This is a genomic window from Rhodopila sp. (assembly GCF_965276935.1).
Classification (GTDB): Bacteria; Pseudomonadota; Alphaproteobacteria; order Acetobacterales; family Acetobacteraceae; genus Rhodopila.
Map to the genome: position 1 here is coordinate 629,724 of NZ_CBDIBS010000001.1, position 17,531 is coordinate 647,254.

Annotated in this window: 12 protein-coding genes; 7 read left to right on the plus strand and 5 right to left on the minus strand. The window is 65.7% G+C overall.

What is annotated here, in order from left to right; all coding sequences use genetic code 11:
* Positions 1-44 precede the first annotated feature (44 nt).
* From ACQY4S_RS02860 to ACQY4S_RS02880, 5 genes are all read left to right on the plus strand, one after another.
* Complete coding sequence (locus ACQY4S_RS02860; RefSeq protein ID WP_428483684.1) at positions 45-608, plus strand: chromate transporter; 564 nt, start codon at positions 45-47, stop codon at positions 606-608.
* Complete coding sequence (locus tag ACQY4S_RS02865) at positions 605-1,129, plus strand: chromate transporter (protein ID WP_428483685.1); 525 nt, start codon at positions 605-607, stop codon at positions 1,127-1,129. The genes ACQY4S_RS02860 and ACQY4S_RS02865 overlap by 4 nt, the downstream gene beginning before the upstream one ends.
* 220 nt (positions 1,130-1,349) lie before the next feature.
* Positions 1,350-4,916, plus strand: a complete 3,567-nt coding sequence (locus ACQY4S_RS02870) for a glycosyltransferase (protein ID WP_428483686.1) — start codon at positions 1,350-1,352, stop codon at positions 4,914-4,916.
* 114 nt (positions 4,917-5,030) lie between these two features.
* Positions 5,031-8,687, plus strand: a complete 3,657-nt coding sequence (locus ACQY4S_RS02875; protein WP_428483687.1) for a glycosyltransferase — start codon at positions 5,031-5,033, stop codon at positions 8,685-8,687.
* Between the two features lie 46 nt (positions 8,688-8,733).
* Entirely contained in the window at positions 8,734-9,558 is an 825-nt protein-coding gene (locus ACQY4S_RS02880; protein WP_428483688.1) for a YgfZ/GcvT domain-containing protein, read from the plus strand.
* 231 nt (positions 9,559-9,789) lie between these two features.
* Here the strand turns inward: ACQY4S_RS02880 and ACQY4S_RS02885 are convergent, their stop codons facing one another.
* Entirely contained in the window at positions 9,790-11,334 is a 1,545-nt protein-coding gene (locus ACQY4S_RS02885) for a DHA2 family efflux MFS transporter permease subunit (RefSeq protein WP_428483689.1), read from the minus strand.
* Between the two features lie 487 nt (positions 11,335-11,821).
* Between ACQY4S_RS02885 and ACQY4S_RS02890 the strand changes: the two genes are divergently transcribed.
* Entirely contained in the window at positions 11,822-13,099 is a 1,278-nt protein-coding gene (locus ACQY4S_RS02890) for an outer membrane beta-barrel protein (protein WP_428483690.1), read from the plus strand.
* Entirely contained in the window at positions 13,096-13,860 is a 765-nt protein-coding gene (locus ACQY4S_RS02895) for a WecB/TagA/CpsF family glycosyltransferase (protein ID WP_428483691.1), read from the plus strand. The genes ACQY4S_RS02890 and ACQY4S_RS02895 overlap by 4 nt, the downstream gene beginning before the upstream one ends.
* Here ACQY4S_RS02895 and ACQY4S_RS02900 read toward each other — a convergent pair.
* The 4 genes from ACQY4S_RS02900 to ACQY4S_RS02915 form a co-directional block, all read right to left on the minus strand.
* Complete coding sequence (locus tag ACQY4S_RS02900; RefSeq protein WP_428483692.1) at positions 13,796-14,950, minus strand: glycosyltransferase family 2 protein; 1,155 nt, start codon at positions 14,948-14,950, stop codon at positions 13,796-13,798. The genes ACQY4S_RS02895 and ACQY4S_RS02900 overlap by 65 nt on opposite strands.
* Positions 14,951-15,180: 230 nt before the next feature.
* Positions 15,181-16,218 carry a glycosyltransferase family 2 protein gene (locus ACQY4S_RS02905; protein ID WP_428483693.1) on the minus strand — a complete coding sequence of 346 codons (1,038 nt, stop codon included), beginning with the start codon at positions 16,216-16,218 and terminating at the stop codon, positions 15,181-15,183.
* Between the two features lie 17 nt (positions 16,219-16,235).
* Positions 16,236-16,955, minus strand: a complete 720-nt coding sequence (locus ACQY4S_RS02910; RefSeq protein WP_428483694.1) for a sugar transferase — start codon at positions 16,953-16,955, stop codon at positions 16,236-16,238.
* Between the two features lie 358 nt (positions 16,956-17,313).
* Complete coding sequence (locus ACQY4S_RS02915) at positions 17,314-17,523, minus strand: hypothetical protein (protein ID WP_428483695.1); 210 nt, start codon at positions 17,521-17,523, stop codon at positions 17,314-17,316.
* Positions 17,524-17,531: the final 8 nt, after the last annotated feature.

The window sequence follows — 17,531 nt, forward strand, 5'->3', positions numbered from 1 at the left end:
AATTGCCCCTGTCAAGCCTGACCCGGACAGGCTTGAATACAAGCATGCAAACCCGATCGACCAGCCCACCGTCCCTGGCCTCGCTGTTCCTCAGCTTCGTCAGCATCGGCATGATGAGCTTCGGCGGCGGCGTCGCCGCCTGGACGCGGCGCGAGGTCGTGCAGAAGCGCGGCTGGCTCGATGACCAGCAGTTCCTGTCGGGCTACGCCCTTTCGCAGCTCGTGCCGGGCGCCACCAACGTCAACCTGGCGGTGTTCATCGGCACCCAGATGCGCGGCGCCGCCGGCGCGCTCGCCTGCTTCGCCGGCCTGACCGCCCTGCCGATCGCCATCGTGCTGCTCGCCGGCATGCTGTACCTGCACGCCCGGTCGAATACCGGGTCGGCCTGGCTGAGCGGCGCGCTTGCCGGCATGGGGGCGGTCGCAATCGGCCTCAATCTTGGCACCGGCGTGCGACTGGCGGTCCGCAACATCAACGGCCTGGTGCCGGTCCTCGTGACCGCCGCCGTCACCGTGGCGATCGGCATCCTGGGATTCCCCCTGCTGCGCGTGCTGCTGGTCATGCTGCCGGTCAGCCTGCTGGCCGCCTGGCTGACGCGCCCGTCATGAATCCGGTGCTGCTGCAACTGGCCGGCCTGTTCGCGATGCTGTCCGTGCTGGCCTTCGGCGGCGGCACCAGCGTGCTTCCCGCCATGCAGCGCGCCGCCGTGGACCAGCACCACTGGCTCACCGCCAGGGAATTCCTCGACATGTTCGCGATCTCCCGCGCCGCGCCCGGTCCGGGATCGCTGATCGTGCTGCTGATCGGCTTGAAAGCCGCCGGACTGATCGGCGCCGCGGTGTCCTTCATCGCCATGTTCGCGCCCTCCTGCCTCGCGGTTCACGTGGTCGGCCGCTACTGGCACCGCGCCGCGCGCTCCACCTGGCGCCCGCTGGTGGAGCGCGCGCTGGCACCGGTCGCCGTCGGCCTGACCTTCGCCAGCGGCCTGGCGCTGATGCGCGGCACCGAGGCTGGCTGGCTGCCGTGGAGCATCACCATCATCAGCACCGCGCTGTTCGGCGCGACGAACACCAATCCCATTCTGCTTTTGGCCCTGGGCGCGGGCACATTGTTGCTTGTTGGATCGTGACCACACGCCGTATAGGACAGATACGGTTGTCATTGGGGGAACAATGCCATTTTGGGTTGAAATTTTGATGCATCCGTGCAACCAAAATGTCCTGCGCCACACCATCGTCAAGGCGTCGAGCGGCCGTCGCGCGGCCGCTGACGACAAGGGCGATTGCCAACATTGCCAAGACGACCGACCGGCTCGGACTCGCTTGCATCGCCGCGCACGTCGCTAGCCGATGCCGGATCACGCGCCGCGGAACCCGGCCGCCGCCGGTCCGCCCGTCGACCCGCGGGAGGCCGCGATCATGCGGTCGATGGCTGGGTTCTTCGACGCGGACTGGTATCGCGCCCGCAACCCCGACATCAGCGCGTCCGGCCTCGACCCGCTCCAGCACTTCATTCGTCACGGCGCCGAGGAAAGGCGCGATCCCAACCGATTCTTCGACAGCGCCTGGTACGACGAGCACTATCCGGATGTCGCGGCGAGCGGGCTTCATCCGCTGCTGCATTACCTTGCGGCGGGGGCCGCCGAACTGCGCAATCCGCACCCCCGGTTTGATGCCGTCCACTACGTCGATCAGCATCCCGAGGCAGCGCCCAACCCGTTGCTCTACCATCTGCGAGAAGGCGAGGCGCGCGGGTATGTAACGGAAAGGATTGTCGAGATCGGCGGTTACCTGCCCTCCGAGGAGCCGGCTTTGCCGCTCCCGCACCGGGTGTTCGCCGACATTGTCATTCCGGTTTATCGCGGCCTGGAGGAGACCCGGCGCTGCCTGAACTCGGTCCTGGCGGATAACAATCGGCCGCTGGGACGCATCATCGTCGTCGATGACTGCTCACCCGAGCCGGGGCTGACCGAATGGCTCCGGGACCTGGCGGCCGACGGGCACATCTACCTGCTCCGCAACCAACGCAACGTCGGTTTCGTTGCTTCGGTGAACCACGGCATGGCAGCCGCCGCGGAGCATGATGTCGTGCTGCTCAACAGCGACACGGAGGTACCGGACGGCTGGCTGAACCGCTTGATGGCGCAGGCTTATGCCGACGCGCGGATCGCCAGCGTCTCGCCGCTGTCCAACAATGCGACGATCTGCAGCTACCCGGACAATGCCGGCGGCCCGATCGCGTTCGGGCAGACCCTGGCGCGGATCGACGCGGCCTGCCAAACCGCCAATGCCGGGCGCTGGGTCGACGTGCCGACGACGGTCGGCTTCGCCATGTATATCCGGCGAGAGGCGCTGGCCGACGTCGGCGACTTCGACGCCGAACGCTTCACCGTCGGCTACGGCGAGGAGAATGATTTCTGCCTGCGCGCCAGCGCCCGCGGCTGGCGGCATCGGCTGGCCTGCGATACGTTCGTCTATCATAAGGGCTCGGTCAGTTTCGGCGACAGGATGCGGACGCTGTCCGCCCGCGCCATGCAACTGATCCTTGAACGCTTTCCCGGCTATACGCGAAGCATCGCCCAGCACGTCGCCCTGGGCGCCGCCGATCCGTTCCGCTTCGCCCTGACCGCGGCGCTGTTCCGGACATCCGGGCTGCCGGTCATCCTGATGGTCACGCACGGCATGGGCGGCGGCATCCGGCGGCACATCGACGGCCTCGTGGCGCGGTATCACGACGCCGCCCGCGTGCTGCTGCTGGAGGCAACCGACCGGGGCGCGGCGCTTTCGGTTCCGGCCCTGCCCCACCATCCGGTGCTGAGCCTGCCGGCGGACCGCATCGACGATCTGATCCTGCTGCTGCGGTCGACCAACCTGTCCCGCGTTCACATCCATCACCTGCTCGGCCTCGACATCGACATGCGCCAACTGATCCACCGGATCGGCGTGCCGTTCGACGTGACAGTGCACGACTATTACGCGATCTGCCCGCAGATCAACCTGCTGCCCTGGCGGCACAGCCTGTATTGCAATGAACCGGACGTCGCGGCCTGCAACGACTGCATCGCCCACCGCGCTTCCCATGGCGCACGCGAGATCCTGGTCTGGCGAGCGGAGCGGGCCTGGCCATTCCACGAGGCCGACCGGGTGCTCTGTCCGAGCGCCGATGTGCTGTCGCGGCTGCAGCGGTACGGTCTGGCCGACCGGGCCGTGCTCGCACCGCATGAACCCGTCGCCGCGGGCCCCTGGAATCTATGCGTCCCATCGCTCGCCCACACGCGCCTGCGGATCGCCGTGCTGGGCACCCTGGTCGATCACAAGGGTGCCCGCACCGTCGCCGCCGTGGCCGAGGCGGTCGATCCGAAAACCACCGAAATCCACCTGATCGGCCACACCGACGGCCCGTTTCCGGACGCGGCGCGAAAACGCATGAAGATCACCGGACGCTACGACGATGCCGACCTGCCGGCGCTGATCAGGTCGATCGCGCCGCACATCATCTGGTTTCCGATGACCTGGCCGGAGACGTTCAGCTACACCCTCAGTGCCGCGGTCGACGCCGGTGCCGTCATCGCCGCCACGCGGATCGGCGCTTTCAGCGAACGTCTCGAGGGACGGCCGCTCACCTGGCTGGCCGATGTCGCGACCGCACCCCGATCCTGGGTCGCGCTTTTCGAGGACATCCGCGCCGCATTGCGCAAGCAAGGTCCGATCGACGACACCCCGCCGCGGCCGCCGGTCGCTGACTTCTATGCCGAGCGGTATCTGCTTCCCGCCGAGGTGCCCACGATTTATCCGCCGCGCCCGCCCAGGGGACAGTTCAGGGGACAGCCCAGGGGACAGCCCAGGGAACACCCACGTCGACGTGTCGCCATCGTGCCGGAGCGTTTCGAATCCGGTTATCCGACGCCCCGTGCCTATGTCCGGCTGCTCCAGCCGCTGCTTTACCCGGCCATCGCGCGCGATGCCGACGTGCGGGTCACGGACGCCAAGGGCGTGTTCACCGAGGCGGCCGATGTCATCGTCACGCAACGATGTGCCATTTCCGACATTGAGGCGGTGAACGCCGTCTCGGCGCATGCCCGCCGCACCGGCGCGGCTTTGGTGTTCGACCTCGACGACGATCTGCTGGACGCTCCGCGCACCCACCTCGACGCGCGGGCGCGGCGTATCAGGGCGCACGCCGTGCGCCGCATGCTGGATGTCGCGGATGTCGTCTGGCTGTCCACGGCTGGCCTCGCCGCGCGGCTGTCGTCGATCCGCCCGGACGCGGTTCTGCTGGAAAATCGGCTGGACGAGCGGATCTGGACGCAGCCGCCTTACGGACCCGTTCACGCCGAGCCGGTGCGCATCCTCTGCATGGGAAACAGCACGCACGACCAGGAATTCGCGATGATCCAGCCCACGCTGCTGCGGCTGAAGAACGAATATGGCGGCCGGTTGGTGATCGACATACTCGGGATGACCAGCCGGCATGAACTCCCGGCCGGGCTGAACCGAATTCGCCCATCGATCCACGCCAGCCAGTCCTATCCAGGATTCGTCAACTGGCTCACCGCGGCGCAGCCGGCTTGGCATATCGGCCTGGCGCCGCTGCTCGACACGCCGTTCAACCAGGGCAAGTCCTGCATCAAGGCGCTGGACTACGCCGCGATGGGCTTGCTGGTCCTGGCCTCCGACACGCCGGTCTATCGCGGCTCGGTCGCTGACGGACCGGCCGGTCAGCTTGTGTCGAATTCGCCCGAGGCCTGGTATGCCGCGTTGGACTGGCTCATGCGGAACCAGGATATGCGCCGCGCCATGATGGCGCGGGCGCGGGATGCCTTCCTTGCCCACGGCACCCTGGCCGGCCAGGCGGCGGCGCGGCGCGATGCCTGGATGCAGGCGCGATCCGCCAGACGCGCCGACACGGCCGCCTGAGGCCGCTGAATGAGATTCATGCCAACCAACATGACGGCTGACCCATTAGCAGGTCTCATCCTGCCAGAATGGTGGCCCCGCTCGCCTGACCACGTTCCGCATCGAGCTTGACGAATGGCCAGCGACTCACCCGAGCCATCCGTTGTCGCCTCCGAAGCCGCCAGCCAAGCTGGTTTCAGCCGACTGGCGGCGGCATTTGTCGATCCAGCCTGGTACCTGGTCAGGCACCCTGATATCGCGGCGGCCAACATCGAGCCAGTGCGGCACTTCATCCTTCATGGCGCCGACGAGAAGCGCGACCCAAACGGTTTCTTCGACAGCGCGTGGTACGCCGGACATTATCCGGATGTCGCCACCAGCGGATTGAATCCGTTGCAGCATTACCTGTGGACAGGTGCGGCGGAGCTGCGCAATCCGCATCCCAGGTTCGACGCCGTCTACTATGTCAACGAGCATCCGGAAGCCGCGGACAACCCGTTGCTCCACCACCTTCAGGTTGGCCAGGCGCTCGGCTATCCGACCGAAAAGCCGTTTGACATCCGCGACTACCTTGCATCCCGGCATTCGGCACTGCCGCTTCCGCGCAAGCTCGTGGTCGATGTCATCATCCTGGTCTCCGGGGGCCTGGAGGAGACCCGACGCTGCATTGCCGCCGTTCTGGCGGACCAGGGCAAGCCGCTGGGACAGGTGATCGTGGTTGACGACCGGTCGCCCGAGCCGTCGCTGATCGGTTGGCTGCGGCAGTGCGCCGCGGACAGGCGGATCCATCTGATACGAAACCCGCGCAAGGTGGGGTTGATCGCCTCGGTGAACCGCGGCATCCAGGCCGCCGGCGACCATGATGTCGTGGTGCTGAACACCGACATGGTGGTTCCCGCCGAGCTTCCCCCCGCTGGGCTTCCCCCTGCTGGGCTTCCCGACAGGGCGGCGGTGCCGGATGGGTGGCTCCGCCGTCTGGCCGCTCAGGCCTACGCCCGACCTGGGATCGCCACCGTCTCGCCATTCTCGAACACCGCGACGATCTGCGGCTATCCGGATCGTGCGGGCGGCCCGACCGTGTTCGGGCAGACCGCGGCACAACTCGACCAGGCATGCCGGACCGCCAATCGCGGCCGCTCCATCGACGTCCCCACGACGCTGCTCTTTTGCATGTACATGCGCCGGCAGGCGTTGCGGGAAGTCGGTCTATTCGACTCCAGGCATGCCTCCCTCGGCTTTGGCGCGGATAAGAAATTCTGCCTTCGTGCCACCGCCATGGGCTGGGGGCATCGGCTCGCCTGCGATATCTTCGTTCACCATCAAGGTTCTGTCAGCGGCGGCAACCGATCGGAGAGAGCGTCCAGCGGCCTCCACGCTGCTTCAACTGACATGTGTAATGACTCGCAAACCCTTGGCAGGACCCTCGCCCAGCACGTGGCCCTGGATGCGGTCGCGCCGTCTCGCTTCGCCGTCACCGCGGCGTTGTTCCGCGCGTCGAACCTGCCGGTCATCCTGATGATTTCGCACGGCCTAGGCGGCGGCGTCCGGCGGCATATCGACGGCCTGGTCGAGCGCTATCGCGACACCGCGCGCATTCTGCTGCTGGAAGGAACCAGCCGCGGCGCCGCGCTGTCGCTGCCATTGCTGCCCGAACATCCGGTTCTGACACTGCCCGCGGATCAGATCGACGACCTGGTCATTGTGCTGCGGTCGATGAACCTGTCCCGCGTCCATGTCCATCACCTGGTACGCATGGACATCGACATACGCCGGCTGATCCACCGCCTTGGCGTGCCGTTCGACGTGACGGTGCACGACTACTACGCGATCTGCCCGCAGATAAACCTGCTGCCCTGGCCGGAGAGCCTTTATTGCGGCGAGCCGGACGTCGCGGGCTGCAACGCCTGCATCGCGCATAATCCCGGCGCCCATGATGCACGGGACATCGTCTCCTGGCGACGGGAGCGCGTTTGGCAGTTCCAGGAGGCGGAGCATGTCATCTGCCCGAGCGCGGACGTGAAAACCCGGCTCCAGCGTCATGGCCTGGACGCCCGCGCGATTGTCGTTCCGCACGAACATGCGACAGCGGCAGAGTGTTCTGTTGCTGTAGAAAAACCATCAGGACCGTCTCCTCGCGCGCCGCTTCGGATCGGCCTTCTCGGAGCGCTTGCGAATCACAAGGGTTCGCGTGCGGTGGCGGCCCTGGCGGAGGCTGCCGCGCCTGGAACGCTCGAAATCCATCTGATCGGCTATCTGGAAGATACCTTTCCGCAACCAGCAGCCAGGCTAATCAAGCAGACCGGCCGATACAACGAGGAAGACCTTCCAAGGCTGTTGCGCAAGGTCCGGCCGCACGTCGTCTGGCTGCCATCTTCCGCGCCGGAGACCTACAGCTACACGCTCAGCGCCGCGATCGCCGCCGGCCTGCCGATCGTGGCAACGAAGCTGGGGTCCTTTCCCGAACGTCTGGCCGGACGGCCATTCTCATGGTTGGTGGACCATCGGGCATCGACGAACGACTGGATCGCGGTGTTTCACGAGGTGCGGCGGGCGTTGCGGGAACACACCGGAAAATCCCCCGCGTGGCCCAGGCAGCCGGGCCCGGATTTCTATGACGACCGTTATCTTGTGCCAAGGCCGCAGCCTGTGCCAACCGGGGATCTACCGGCCGCGCGCCTGCGGGGTGGACGCCCGCCGGCTGGACGTCCGCTGGTGGGGCTCAGCGCGAAGCCGATCATCGCGATCGTGCCCGAGCGCTTCGACAACGGCGCCTTGTCGCCCTGTGCCTATATCCGCTTGCTTCAGCCGCTCGACCATCCCGCCATCGGCGATGGGTTCAGGCTGATGTTGGCCGATGCGGACTCGGTGCTGGATTGTCAGGCGGACATCATCGTGACGCAGCGTTACGCGCTGCCCGACATCGCCGCCGCGGACGCGCTGGCGGCGCATGCGCGGCGGACCGGTGCGACCCTGCTGTTCGATCTGGACGATGACCTGCTGAATATCCCCCGCACGCACCCCGATGCGCGGGAACTGCGCCCGCGCGCCAATGTCGTGCGCCGCATGCTGGATCATGCCGATGTCGTCTGGGTTTCCACGCCGAACCTGGCGGAGCGGCTGTCGTCGATCCGCGAGGATGCGGTGGTCATCGAGAACGGGCTGGACGAGCGGATCTGGAACCACGCAGACGCGCCGCCGCCGCTCCAGGTCGATCCGGTGCGCTTCCTGTGCATGGGAACCAGCACGCACGACAGTGACTTCGCAATGATCGCGCCGGCACTCGGCCGACTGAAGGCGGAGTATGGCGACCGGGTGAGCGTCGACGTCCTTGGCATGACCAGCCAGACCGATCTTCCGGCCGGGGTAAACCGGATTGGCACCTCGATCCACGCGCGGCAGTCCTACCCTGGCTTTGTGCATTGGATGAATTCGGTGCGGCCGGCCTGGCACATCGGTCTCGCGCCCTTGCTGGACACGCCGTTCAACCGAAGCAAGTCGGCGATCAAGGCGATGGATTATGCCGCGATGGGCATGGTCGTGATGGCGTCGGACACGCCTGTCTATCAAGGCTCCATCACCGACGGTCCCGCCGGGCAGCTTGTCCCGAATGATGCTGGCGCCTGGTATGAGGCGCTGGCTTGGATGGTACGCGACCAGGATCTACGCCGGTCGATTGCCCTCCGGTCACGCGCGGCGTTCCTGGCCCGCGCCAGCCTGGCTAGTCAGGGCCAGGCGCGACGGGACGCCTGGATGCGGCTTTCGCACGCTTACCGTGGCATCACCGCGGCCTGACGCTCCGCGACTTGCCGTCGGCGGGTCCAACGCCCACTATACAGACATGAAACGGCTGGCTCATCTTTCGGAACGCGGCGTCATCACGGTCGAAGGCGACGACCGCGTCGCGTTCTTGCAAGGACTGGTGTCGAACGACGTCGCCGCGGCGAAGCCCGGACAGGCGGTGTGGGCCGCGCTGCTGTCGCCGCAGGGCAAGTGGCTGGCCGACTTCTTCGTCTTCGCCGTGGACGGGTCCCTGAAGCTGGATTGCGAGCGGGCACAGATCCCCATGCTAATCCAGCGCCTGGCCCGCTACCGCCTGCGCATGCGGGTGGCCTTGGCGGAGGATGTGCAGTCGCAAGTGTATGTCGCCTGGGGTGGCCAGCCGGGCGTCGCCGGTGCGGTCGCGCCTGATCCGCGCTTGCCGGATTTTGCCTGGCGCATTCTGTCCGCCGCCGACCTTCAAACCAATGCCTCGCCCGTGGACTGGGACCGCCACCGGCTGAACGCTGGCCTGCCGGACGGGTCTCGCGACATGGAAACCGACCGCAGCGTGCTGCTGGAGGCCGGCTTCGATGAACTCGCCGGGGTGTCCTGGACGAAAGGCTGCTACATGGGACAGGAACTGACGGCGCGGACGAAATACCGCGGCCTGGTCAAGCGGCGCCTGGTGCCGGTGGCAATCGACGGCCCGCTTCCGCCACCCGGCACCCCGGTGCTGCGAGACGGCGTCGAAGTCGGCACCATGCGCTCCAGCCTGGATCAGTCCGGTCTTGCCATACTGCGGCTCGATAGCCTCGGCCACCCACTGCACTGCGGCGCGGCACGTCTCATCCCCCAGATACCGGCCTGGATGCACCTGCCCGAAGCCGCATCGGCGCGGGTTTAGGGGTTGAGCATGGGCCAAGGAAGACCAGGGCGCTGCCCTGGACCCGCAAAGGGGCGGATGCCCCTTTGATCCCCGTCCAGGGGTTTGGCGGAGAGGGGGCGACACAGCCGTTGCGATCGCCTCGGTCGCCCCCTCTCGCCCAAACCCCTAAATGGGTTGCAAGGGCGTCAGCCCTTGGCGGGGTCGAGGGGCAGAGCCCTCGCCTGCCTTGTCGCTGACGCCCACCATGCCCTAATCCAACGCCGCATGTGCCTCGGCTGGCGCGGCGGAGCTCAGGCGGGGGCGGCGCATCAGCAGGAGCAGCAGGAGGGACGGCAGGGTGGTGAAGATCATCATCTTGTAGTCGTCGATATAGGCGATGATCTGCGCCTGTTGGTTGACGATGTGGTCGAGCGCCGTCGCGCCATGCGGCGAAGCCGGATTCCAGCTTCGGCTGACCGCACCGCCGCCTTGCAAGGCACGGTTGAACGGCGTTACCAGGGCGCCGATCTGCTCGTGCAGGACCTGGGTGTTGCGCGCGAGCATCGACGTGGTCACCGAGACGCCAACCGCGGCGCCGATGTTGCGGAACAGGCTGAACAGCGAAGCGCCATCTGTGCGGTATTGGCCGGGTAGCGTGGCGAAGGCCAGCACCTGCAGCGGCAGGAAGATCGAGCCGATGCCGGCGCCCTGCACCATGATCGTCACGATGATCCGCCACTGCGCCACGTCCGGCGTCCAGGTGGTCATCTCCCACAGCGACCAGACCAGCGACAGGATGCCGCAGGCCATGATCTTGCGCGGGTCGATCTTGGTCGCCAGCCGGCCGCAGGTCATCATGGCAAACATCGTGCCGATGCCGCGCGGCGCCATGATCAGGCCGGCCGCTTCCACCGGATAATTCGCCAGGTTCTGCAGCCAGGGTGCCATCAGCGATGAACTGGACACCAGGATGGTGCCCGCCGCGAACATCATCACGACGCCGGCGGCGAAATTGCGGTCCTTGAACAGCAGCGGCGGGATGAACGGCTTCTTGGCGGTGATCATGTGCACGATGAACAGATAGATGCCCAACCCGCCGAGTATGGCCTCGGTGATCACTTCGGTGGAACCGAACCAGTCCTGGTCCTGGCCGCGGTCCAGCATCATCTGCAAGCCGCCGATCCCCATCGACAGCACGCCGAAGCCGATCCAGTCGAAGCGCATGTTGAAGTTGGGATGCGAGCGCGGCATGAAGAACAGCAGGCCCAGCGTTGCCAGGATGCCGAACGGCAGATTGATGTAGAAGACGAAGCGCCAGTTGTACATCTCGGTCAGGTAGCCGCCCAGGGTGGGTCCCAGGATCGGCCCGACCATCACGCCAACGCCCCAGATCGCCATCGCCTTGCCGCGCTGCTCGATCGGGTAGATGTCCATCATGGTGGACTGCGACAGCGGCACCAGGGCCGCTCCGAACACCCCTTGCAGCAGCCGGAACACCACCATCTGCGGCAGCGACTGCGCGGCGCCGCACATCATGGAGGTGATGGTGAAGCCGACCAGGCAGGTGATGAACAGGTATTTGCGGCCAAACCGCGCCGCCAGCCAGCCCACCGGCGCCGTCATGATCGCCGCGGCGGTGATGTAGGAAGTCAGCACCCAGGTGATCTCGTCATAGGTCGCCGACAGGCTGCCCTGCATATAGGGCAACGCCACGTTGGCGATCGTCTGATCGAGCGCCTGCATCAACGTCGCGCCAACGGTGCACAGCGTGATGATCAGCCGGTGCGGCACCTGATCCTGGGATACGGACGCCATCGGTCAGGCTGCCCTGAAGGTCACGGGCGACATCCCGCTGCCAACGCCTTTTTCGTCGTGGCGCGGCCGATCCGGGCCACCCATGCCAGCATGTGCCACGACCGGTGCATTCGGCAGCCGTGGCCATGGTCGTGACAAAACACGGAGCGGCACGATAAAAACGATTCTGATCAACCCGACTATACCTTGGTCTGACAGCCTTACAGACCGGTAATAAAGCTCTTGATCCGGCTTGCCAACATGTCCATCACGAACGACTTGGTCAGCACGTGCATGCCTTGGGCCAGTTGACCATGCCGAAGCGCGGCGGTTTCGGCACATCGGTGATGAACAGCACCTTCAACTCTGGACGCACCGCCCGCCCTACATCGGCGCCTCACGCGCCTCGCAGACCAGCGTAACCCGTTAACAAAATATTAGGCATTCCGCCGCATGCTTCGCCGTCATGCAGGCACGGCGATATCTTTCCTCGAGCCTCCTGGCAGGCTTGTCGCTTTGTATCGCCGAGAGCGCCACGGCGCAGATGCTTCCGTCGCTGTTTCCCGAGGGTGTGCCCGGATACGACACCGCACCGGGCGTCACTGTCCAATCCCGCCTTCATCCCGACTTCACCCCGCTGGGTCTGCGCGACGGCGCCTTCCAGATCTTTCCTTCAATTGACGAATCGATTGGCTACAACAGCAACGTGCTGCCTGGTTCGGCGGGACGTGGTAGCTGGCAGGTCACCACCGCACCCGCGCTGATCTTCGGATCGGACTGGCCGCGCGACCAGGTCGGCGCCGCCGTGACCGTGCAGAACACGCGCTACCTCTCGCTGCCCAGCCAGGACCGCACCGATGTCAGCGCCTCCGCCGGCGGCCGGATCGACATCGGCGAGGATCAACTCACCATCGCCGCGGCCCATGCGTCGCGGCACGAGGACCGTGGCGAGATCGACACGATCATCAGCGACCGCCCGATCGCCTTTCAGGTCGACGACCTGCGCGCCGCCTACACGCTGACCGACGGAAGCTGGAGCCTGACGCCGAACCTGGACGTAGCGAACTGGCGGTTAAACAACACCACGATTTTGGGACTGCCGGCGAGCCAGGCCTACCGCGACCGCATCGTCGGCCAAGGTGATCTGACCCTCCGCTATGAATTGGCACCGTTGCGGAACATCCTGTTCGTGGCCCGCGCCCTCGGCCAGGATTACACGCACATCCCATCCGGCCAGCCGTCCACCAATTCCCACGCATTTCAGGTCCTGACCGGGTTCGATTTCGACGCCAACACGGTCTGGCGCTGGCGGCTGCTGCTGGGCGGCGAAACCCGCCAGTTCACCGCCTCGGTCTACCGGCCGCAGAACACGCTGATCGCTGAAGCCGAGGCAAGCTGGTCGCCCAGCGGCATGACCACGATCCACGCCGGCGTCAGCCGCGACACGCAGGACGCCGCGCAGGAGGGCATCGCCGGCCTGACCTATTCCACCGCGCGTCTGACCGTCGACCACGAATACCTGCGCAATGTCATGCTGACAGCGTCGGTCGGCCTCCAGCAGGCGGACTACTTCCAGGGCGGCCGCCAGAGCGGTTTCACCGCCGGCGCCGGCGTCACCTGGTTGCTGAACCGGTCGGTGCGCCTGTCGCTCACCTACGACCAGACCGATCTGCATGGCGGTTCGGCCTCGGCGCAAACGTCCGCAACGCGAACGTCCGAGTCGCAGAGCCTGGCGACCGGTTACAGCCGCAGCCTGACCCTCCTGACATTTCATTTCGCACTATGATCAGCTCTCGCCTGCTGCTTGGCCTCGACTTTGCTGATCTGACGGTGGACCAGGCCGCCTCGCACATCGCCGCGCGCCCGCCTCTGGCGCCGTTCTCTTACGTGGTAACCCCGAACGCCGATCATCTGGTGCGCCTGGCTGGCGACCAGACGCTGCGCGCGATCTATCATGGTGCCGCCCTGTGCCTGCTGGATTCTCGTGTCGTCGGCGGTCTCGCCCGTCTGCTCGGCCTGACCGCACCTCAGGTCGTGACCGGAAGCGACCTGACCGAACGGCTGCTGGCGAACCACGTCCATTGCGGGGAGCGTATCACCATCGTCGGCCTGTCGCCGGCCTGGTTACCGAAATTGTGTCACCGGTACGGACTGGCCGAACCCGCGCATTTCGACCCGCCGATGGATTTCGACAAGGATCCGGCCGCGTTCTCCGCGACGGTGGACTTCGTCCGCGTCAATCCGGCGCGGTTCGTCTTCCTGGCGGTCGGTTCGCCACGGCAGGAACACCTTGCCGCCGCCATCGCCGCGACCGGTGCCGCCACTGGAACAGGGCTATGCATCGGCGCCGCCCTGGCCTTCCTGACCGGGGCGCAGCGCCGGGCTCCGGTGGCGATGCAGCATGCGGGGCTGGAGTGGCTGTTCCGCCTGGCGACCAATCCAAGGCGGATGGCGCGGCGCTACCTGATCGATAGCCCGCGCATCATCGGTCTGATGCTGCGACAGCGCCTTGCGGATGGCGAAGCCGGCCGAGCACCTCGTGTCTGATGCGAGTGACAAATGATCCGCGGTGCGCCTTGTCGTTGCGCGCCACATAGGCGGCAGCCGCCCGCGGCAGCATCCGGCTGCCATTCCGGCTGCCCTTGCGTGGCGCCATGCCGCGCGCCGCCGACAGCGCCCGCAGGGTCTGGATCAGCAGCCCGTTGCGCAATCCCTTCAGCAGGTAGCCCATTGCCCGCGGCGCCAGTTCAGCCCAGCGCCGGCCCAGTTTCAGCTCGATATACAGGCGGTTCCGCACGAAATAGAACCATCTGTCGGCGGACCAGGCGACGCGCCGCTCGGCGCTGACCTTGTGACGGATCACGATGTCGCCGCGGTAGCGCACCCGCCAGCCAAGCGCGATGGCGCGCAGGCAGAAGTCGAACTCCTCCCAGCAGAAGAACAGCGTGCCGTCGTAGCCGCCTGCCTGTTCCCACGCCGTCCGGCGCAAGGCATGGCCGGCGCCGACATAGGTGACCGTGTCGAAGCACTCGCCGGCGCAGGGCAGCAGGCTGTTGGGATAACCCCAGGATCCGATATCGTCCCGTCCATCGGCATGGGTGACGATCCGGCATCCCACCGCTGCCAGACGCGGTTCGGCATCCAATGCGATCAGCATCCGTGCGACCGTGTCGGCGGTGGCGAATTCCGCATCGTTGTCCAACGCGACGATCACGCGCCCATGCCCCTGCCCGGAGGTCAGGTTGCGGCCGCCCGCCACACCAAGGTTGCCATCGGCCGCCAGCAGGGTCGCGTCGGTCCGGCCGCGGACCTCCGCCGCCAGACGGTCCAGCGCCTGGGGCCGAGACCCCTGGTCGAGGATCGTCAGATGCGCCGAAAGACCGGTCTGGCCGAGTGCGGATCGGATGGCGGCGATGGTGTCTTCCACCCGATCCAGTGAAAGCATGATCATGTCCACGTCGTAGCGGCCGACCGGTGGGGCGCCGGCACCGGCGACGTGACGGATTGTCACCGGCCGAGCGCTGATATCAACGGGTGGTGAAACAATCGTCTGGAAACTTGTTTCTTGTCCAAACAACAGGCTCAGGGGCGTGACGTTGCTTGCCTGTTTGGCGGCCGGTGCTCCAGGCAGGCTCATGGGCCGCTCGAAAGGCATGCTTATGCCGCTAGTCCGCGGCTTTCCCCGGCTGGAATGCTGTCGATCAATGCACACGTCGCTTGCGCCAGCACGCTGCGCTCTCGATGTCACAACGGATTGCATCGGCCGCTCCTCAGTTGCAGCCGCTATTCTTCCATTGACTTCGAGACCATCCCGTTCGTGAATGACCAGGTCTGGCCGATCAATGACTGCCGAGGAAGGTGCAGAAGTCATTCCGGGTACTCCAGCGGCGGGATTGCCAGATACGCAAGTCGTTTCAATTCCTTGCGGCCGCGCGAGACCGAATCCAGGATCAGCCCACAGGCCAGCGACAGGAACCCCAGCAGCACCAGCCCGGTGGAAAGCAGCGCGGTCGGCAGCCGCGGCACCAAGCCGGTTTGAACGAACGTGACCACCACCGGAATGCCAAGCCCGATGCCACCGGTCAGCAGTATCAGTGCCGCGAGGGAGAACACCTGCAACGGCCGCTCCTGCTGGATCAAGGTCGCAATTGCCCGCAGGATGCGGATCCCGTCCATCACCGTGTTGAGCTTGGACGCGGAGCCGGTGGCACGATTGCGGTAGGCCGTCCGCACCTCCACGACCGGCATGTGCAGCGCCAGCGCATGAACCGAGAATTCCGTCTCGGTCTCGAACCCGACCGAGAGGGCGGGGAAGGATTTCACAAAGCGTCGGCTGAACACCCGGTAGCCGGATAGCATGTCGCTGATGCCGCCGCCGAAGGCCCAGCCGACCAGGCCGCTGAGCACCATGTTGCCAATGCGATGACCGCGCCGATAGGTGTTTCGCGTCGCGCCGAAGCGGGCGGCGATGACCATGTCGAGTTGCCGATCTATCAGCAGCTTCAGCATGGCGGGTGCGGCAGCCGCATCGTAGGTATCGTCGCCGTCCACCAGGACATACACATCCGCATCGACATCGGCGAACATGCGACGTACGACATGGCCCTTGCCCTGAAGACCTTCCTGCCGCGCGATCGCTCCGGCGGCCCTTGCATGCAGCATCGTGCTGTCGGTGGAGTTGTTGTCGTAGACGTAGATCGTCGCGCCGGGCAGGGCGTTTTGGAAGTCCGTGACAACCTTGCCGATCGCCGCTGCTTCATTATGGCAGGGAATCAGAACCGCGACACGCGGCTGGTTCGCCACAAGCCCAAACCGTTCCTCCAGCGATCTTTCCTCGGACAGCCAGCGCGTGGCGTCCTGTAACGAGGTGATGCCGAGCGGCGGCCTGTCGATGACAAGCGTCATGATAAATGCGGTCTCATCTAATAGGCGTTCAGCATGCGCGCCACCGTGACAATGGTGCGGCATAGGATCATCAGGTCGGTGCTTAGGCTCCAGGTCGCGATGTACTCGAGATCGCTGTCCAGGCGGCGCAGCAGTTTGTCCTCGGTGTCGGTTTCGCCGCGCCAGCCGCGCACCTGTGCCAGACCGGTCATGCCGGGCTTGACGCAATGACGGGCGGCGTAGCGGTGGGTGATGCGTTCGAAGGGACGGCCGCCGGCGCAGGTGCCGATCGCATGCGGCCGCGGACCGACCAGCGACATCGTGCCGCTCAGCACGTTCAGAAGCTGCGGCAGTTCATCCAGCGATGTGCGCCGCAGAAACCCGCCGATCCGGGTGACGCGCGGATCGTCACGGGTGGCTTGGCGCCAATCGGTCGGGCTTTCCGCCGCATGGCGCATCGTGCGGAACTTCAGCATGACAAACCGGCGTCCGTCGCGGCCGATACGCTCCTGCCGGAACAGCGCCGGCCCTTGGCTTGTCAGGCAGATCAGGCTGCCAACCACAAGCATCGGGATCATCAGGACCATCAGTGCGGTCAGCGCGAGGACGATGTCCTCGGCGCGTTTGGCAATGGCCCTGCCGATGCCGAGCGGGATCGCCGTGCGCGTGAACGGAGTCCGAAAGGAGATCGGGCGCAGGGCCACGTCGCCATCGGTGTAAGCTAGCCGGTCAAAGCTTCGGGGGCGCAAAACAAACATGATCGGCTGCATCTATGGGTTACTGTGCAGCCAGGATCGGGCACGAACTTTAGAGTTTGGTTAACGAGACACGCGCGAGTAAGCAGGTTCCATTATTTATTTTCGATAAGCGGCGACTGTTGGAACAAACTATGAATCACCGGACTGAAGTACAGCCCGGTGATTATGTGGAATGGAGCATGTAATATCAAGCAAGATATAGATAACTGGTCGGCGAGTTAGAGCGGTTTTCGATCAAGTTGCACCAATCCGTCATGGACGCGCTTGTTCCGGCCATCCGCGCACAAACACTGGGGGCAGATGGCCGGGACAAGCCCGGCCATAATGGATTAGAACAGATTGAGCTGAATCGCCTCCATCACGCCGCCACCACCTGTTCCACCGCCACCGCTCGGCAGTCCATCTCATATTCCAGGCCGATCACCGGCGGCCGGCAGAAATGCCAGGTCAGGCCATGCCTGGCGGCACCGCGCGAAACGATCTCATCACCCAGAAAAGGATGCAGATCGTGCACGGTATAGACCTGCACCCCCGTCGTTGCGTCCCAGGTGGCGCCGAGCGACGCCATGCGCTGCT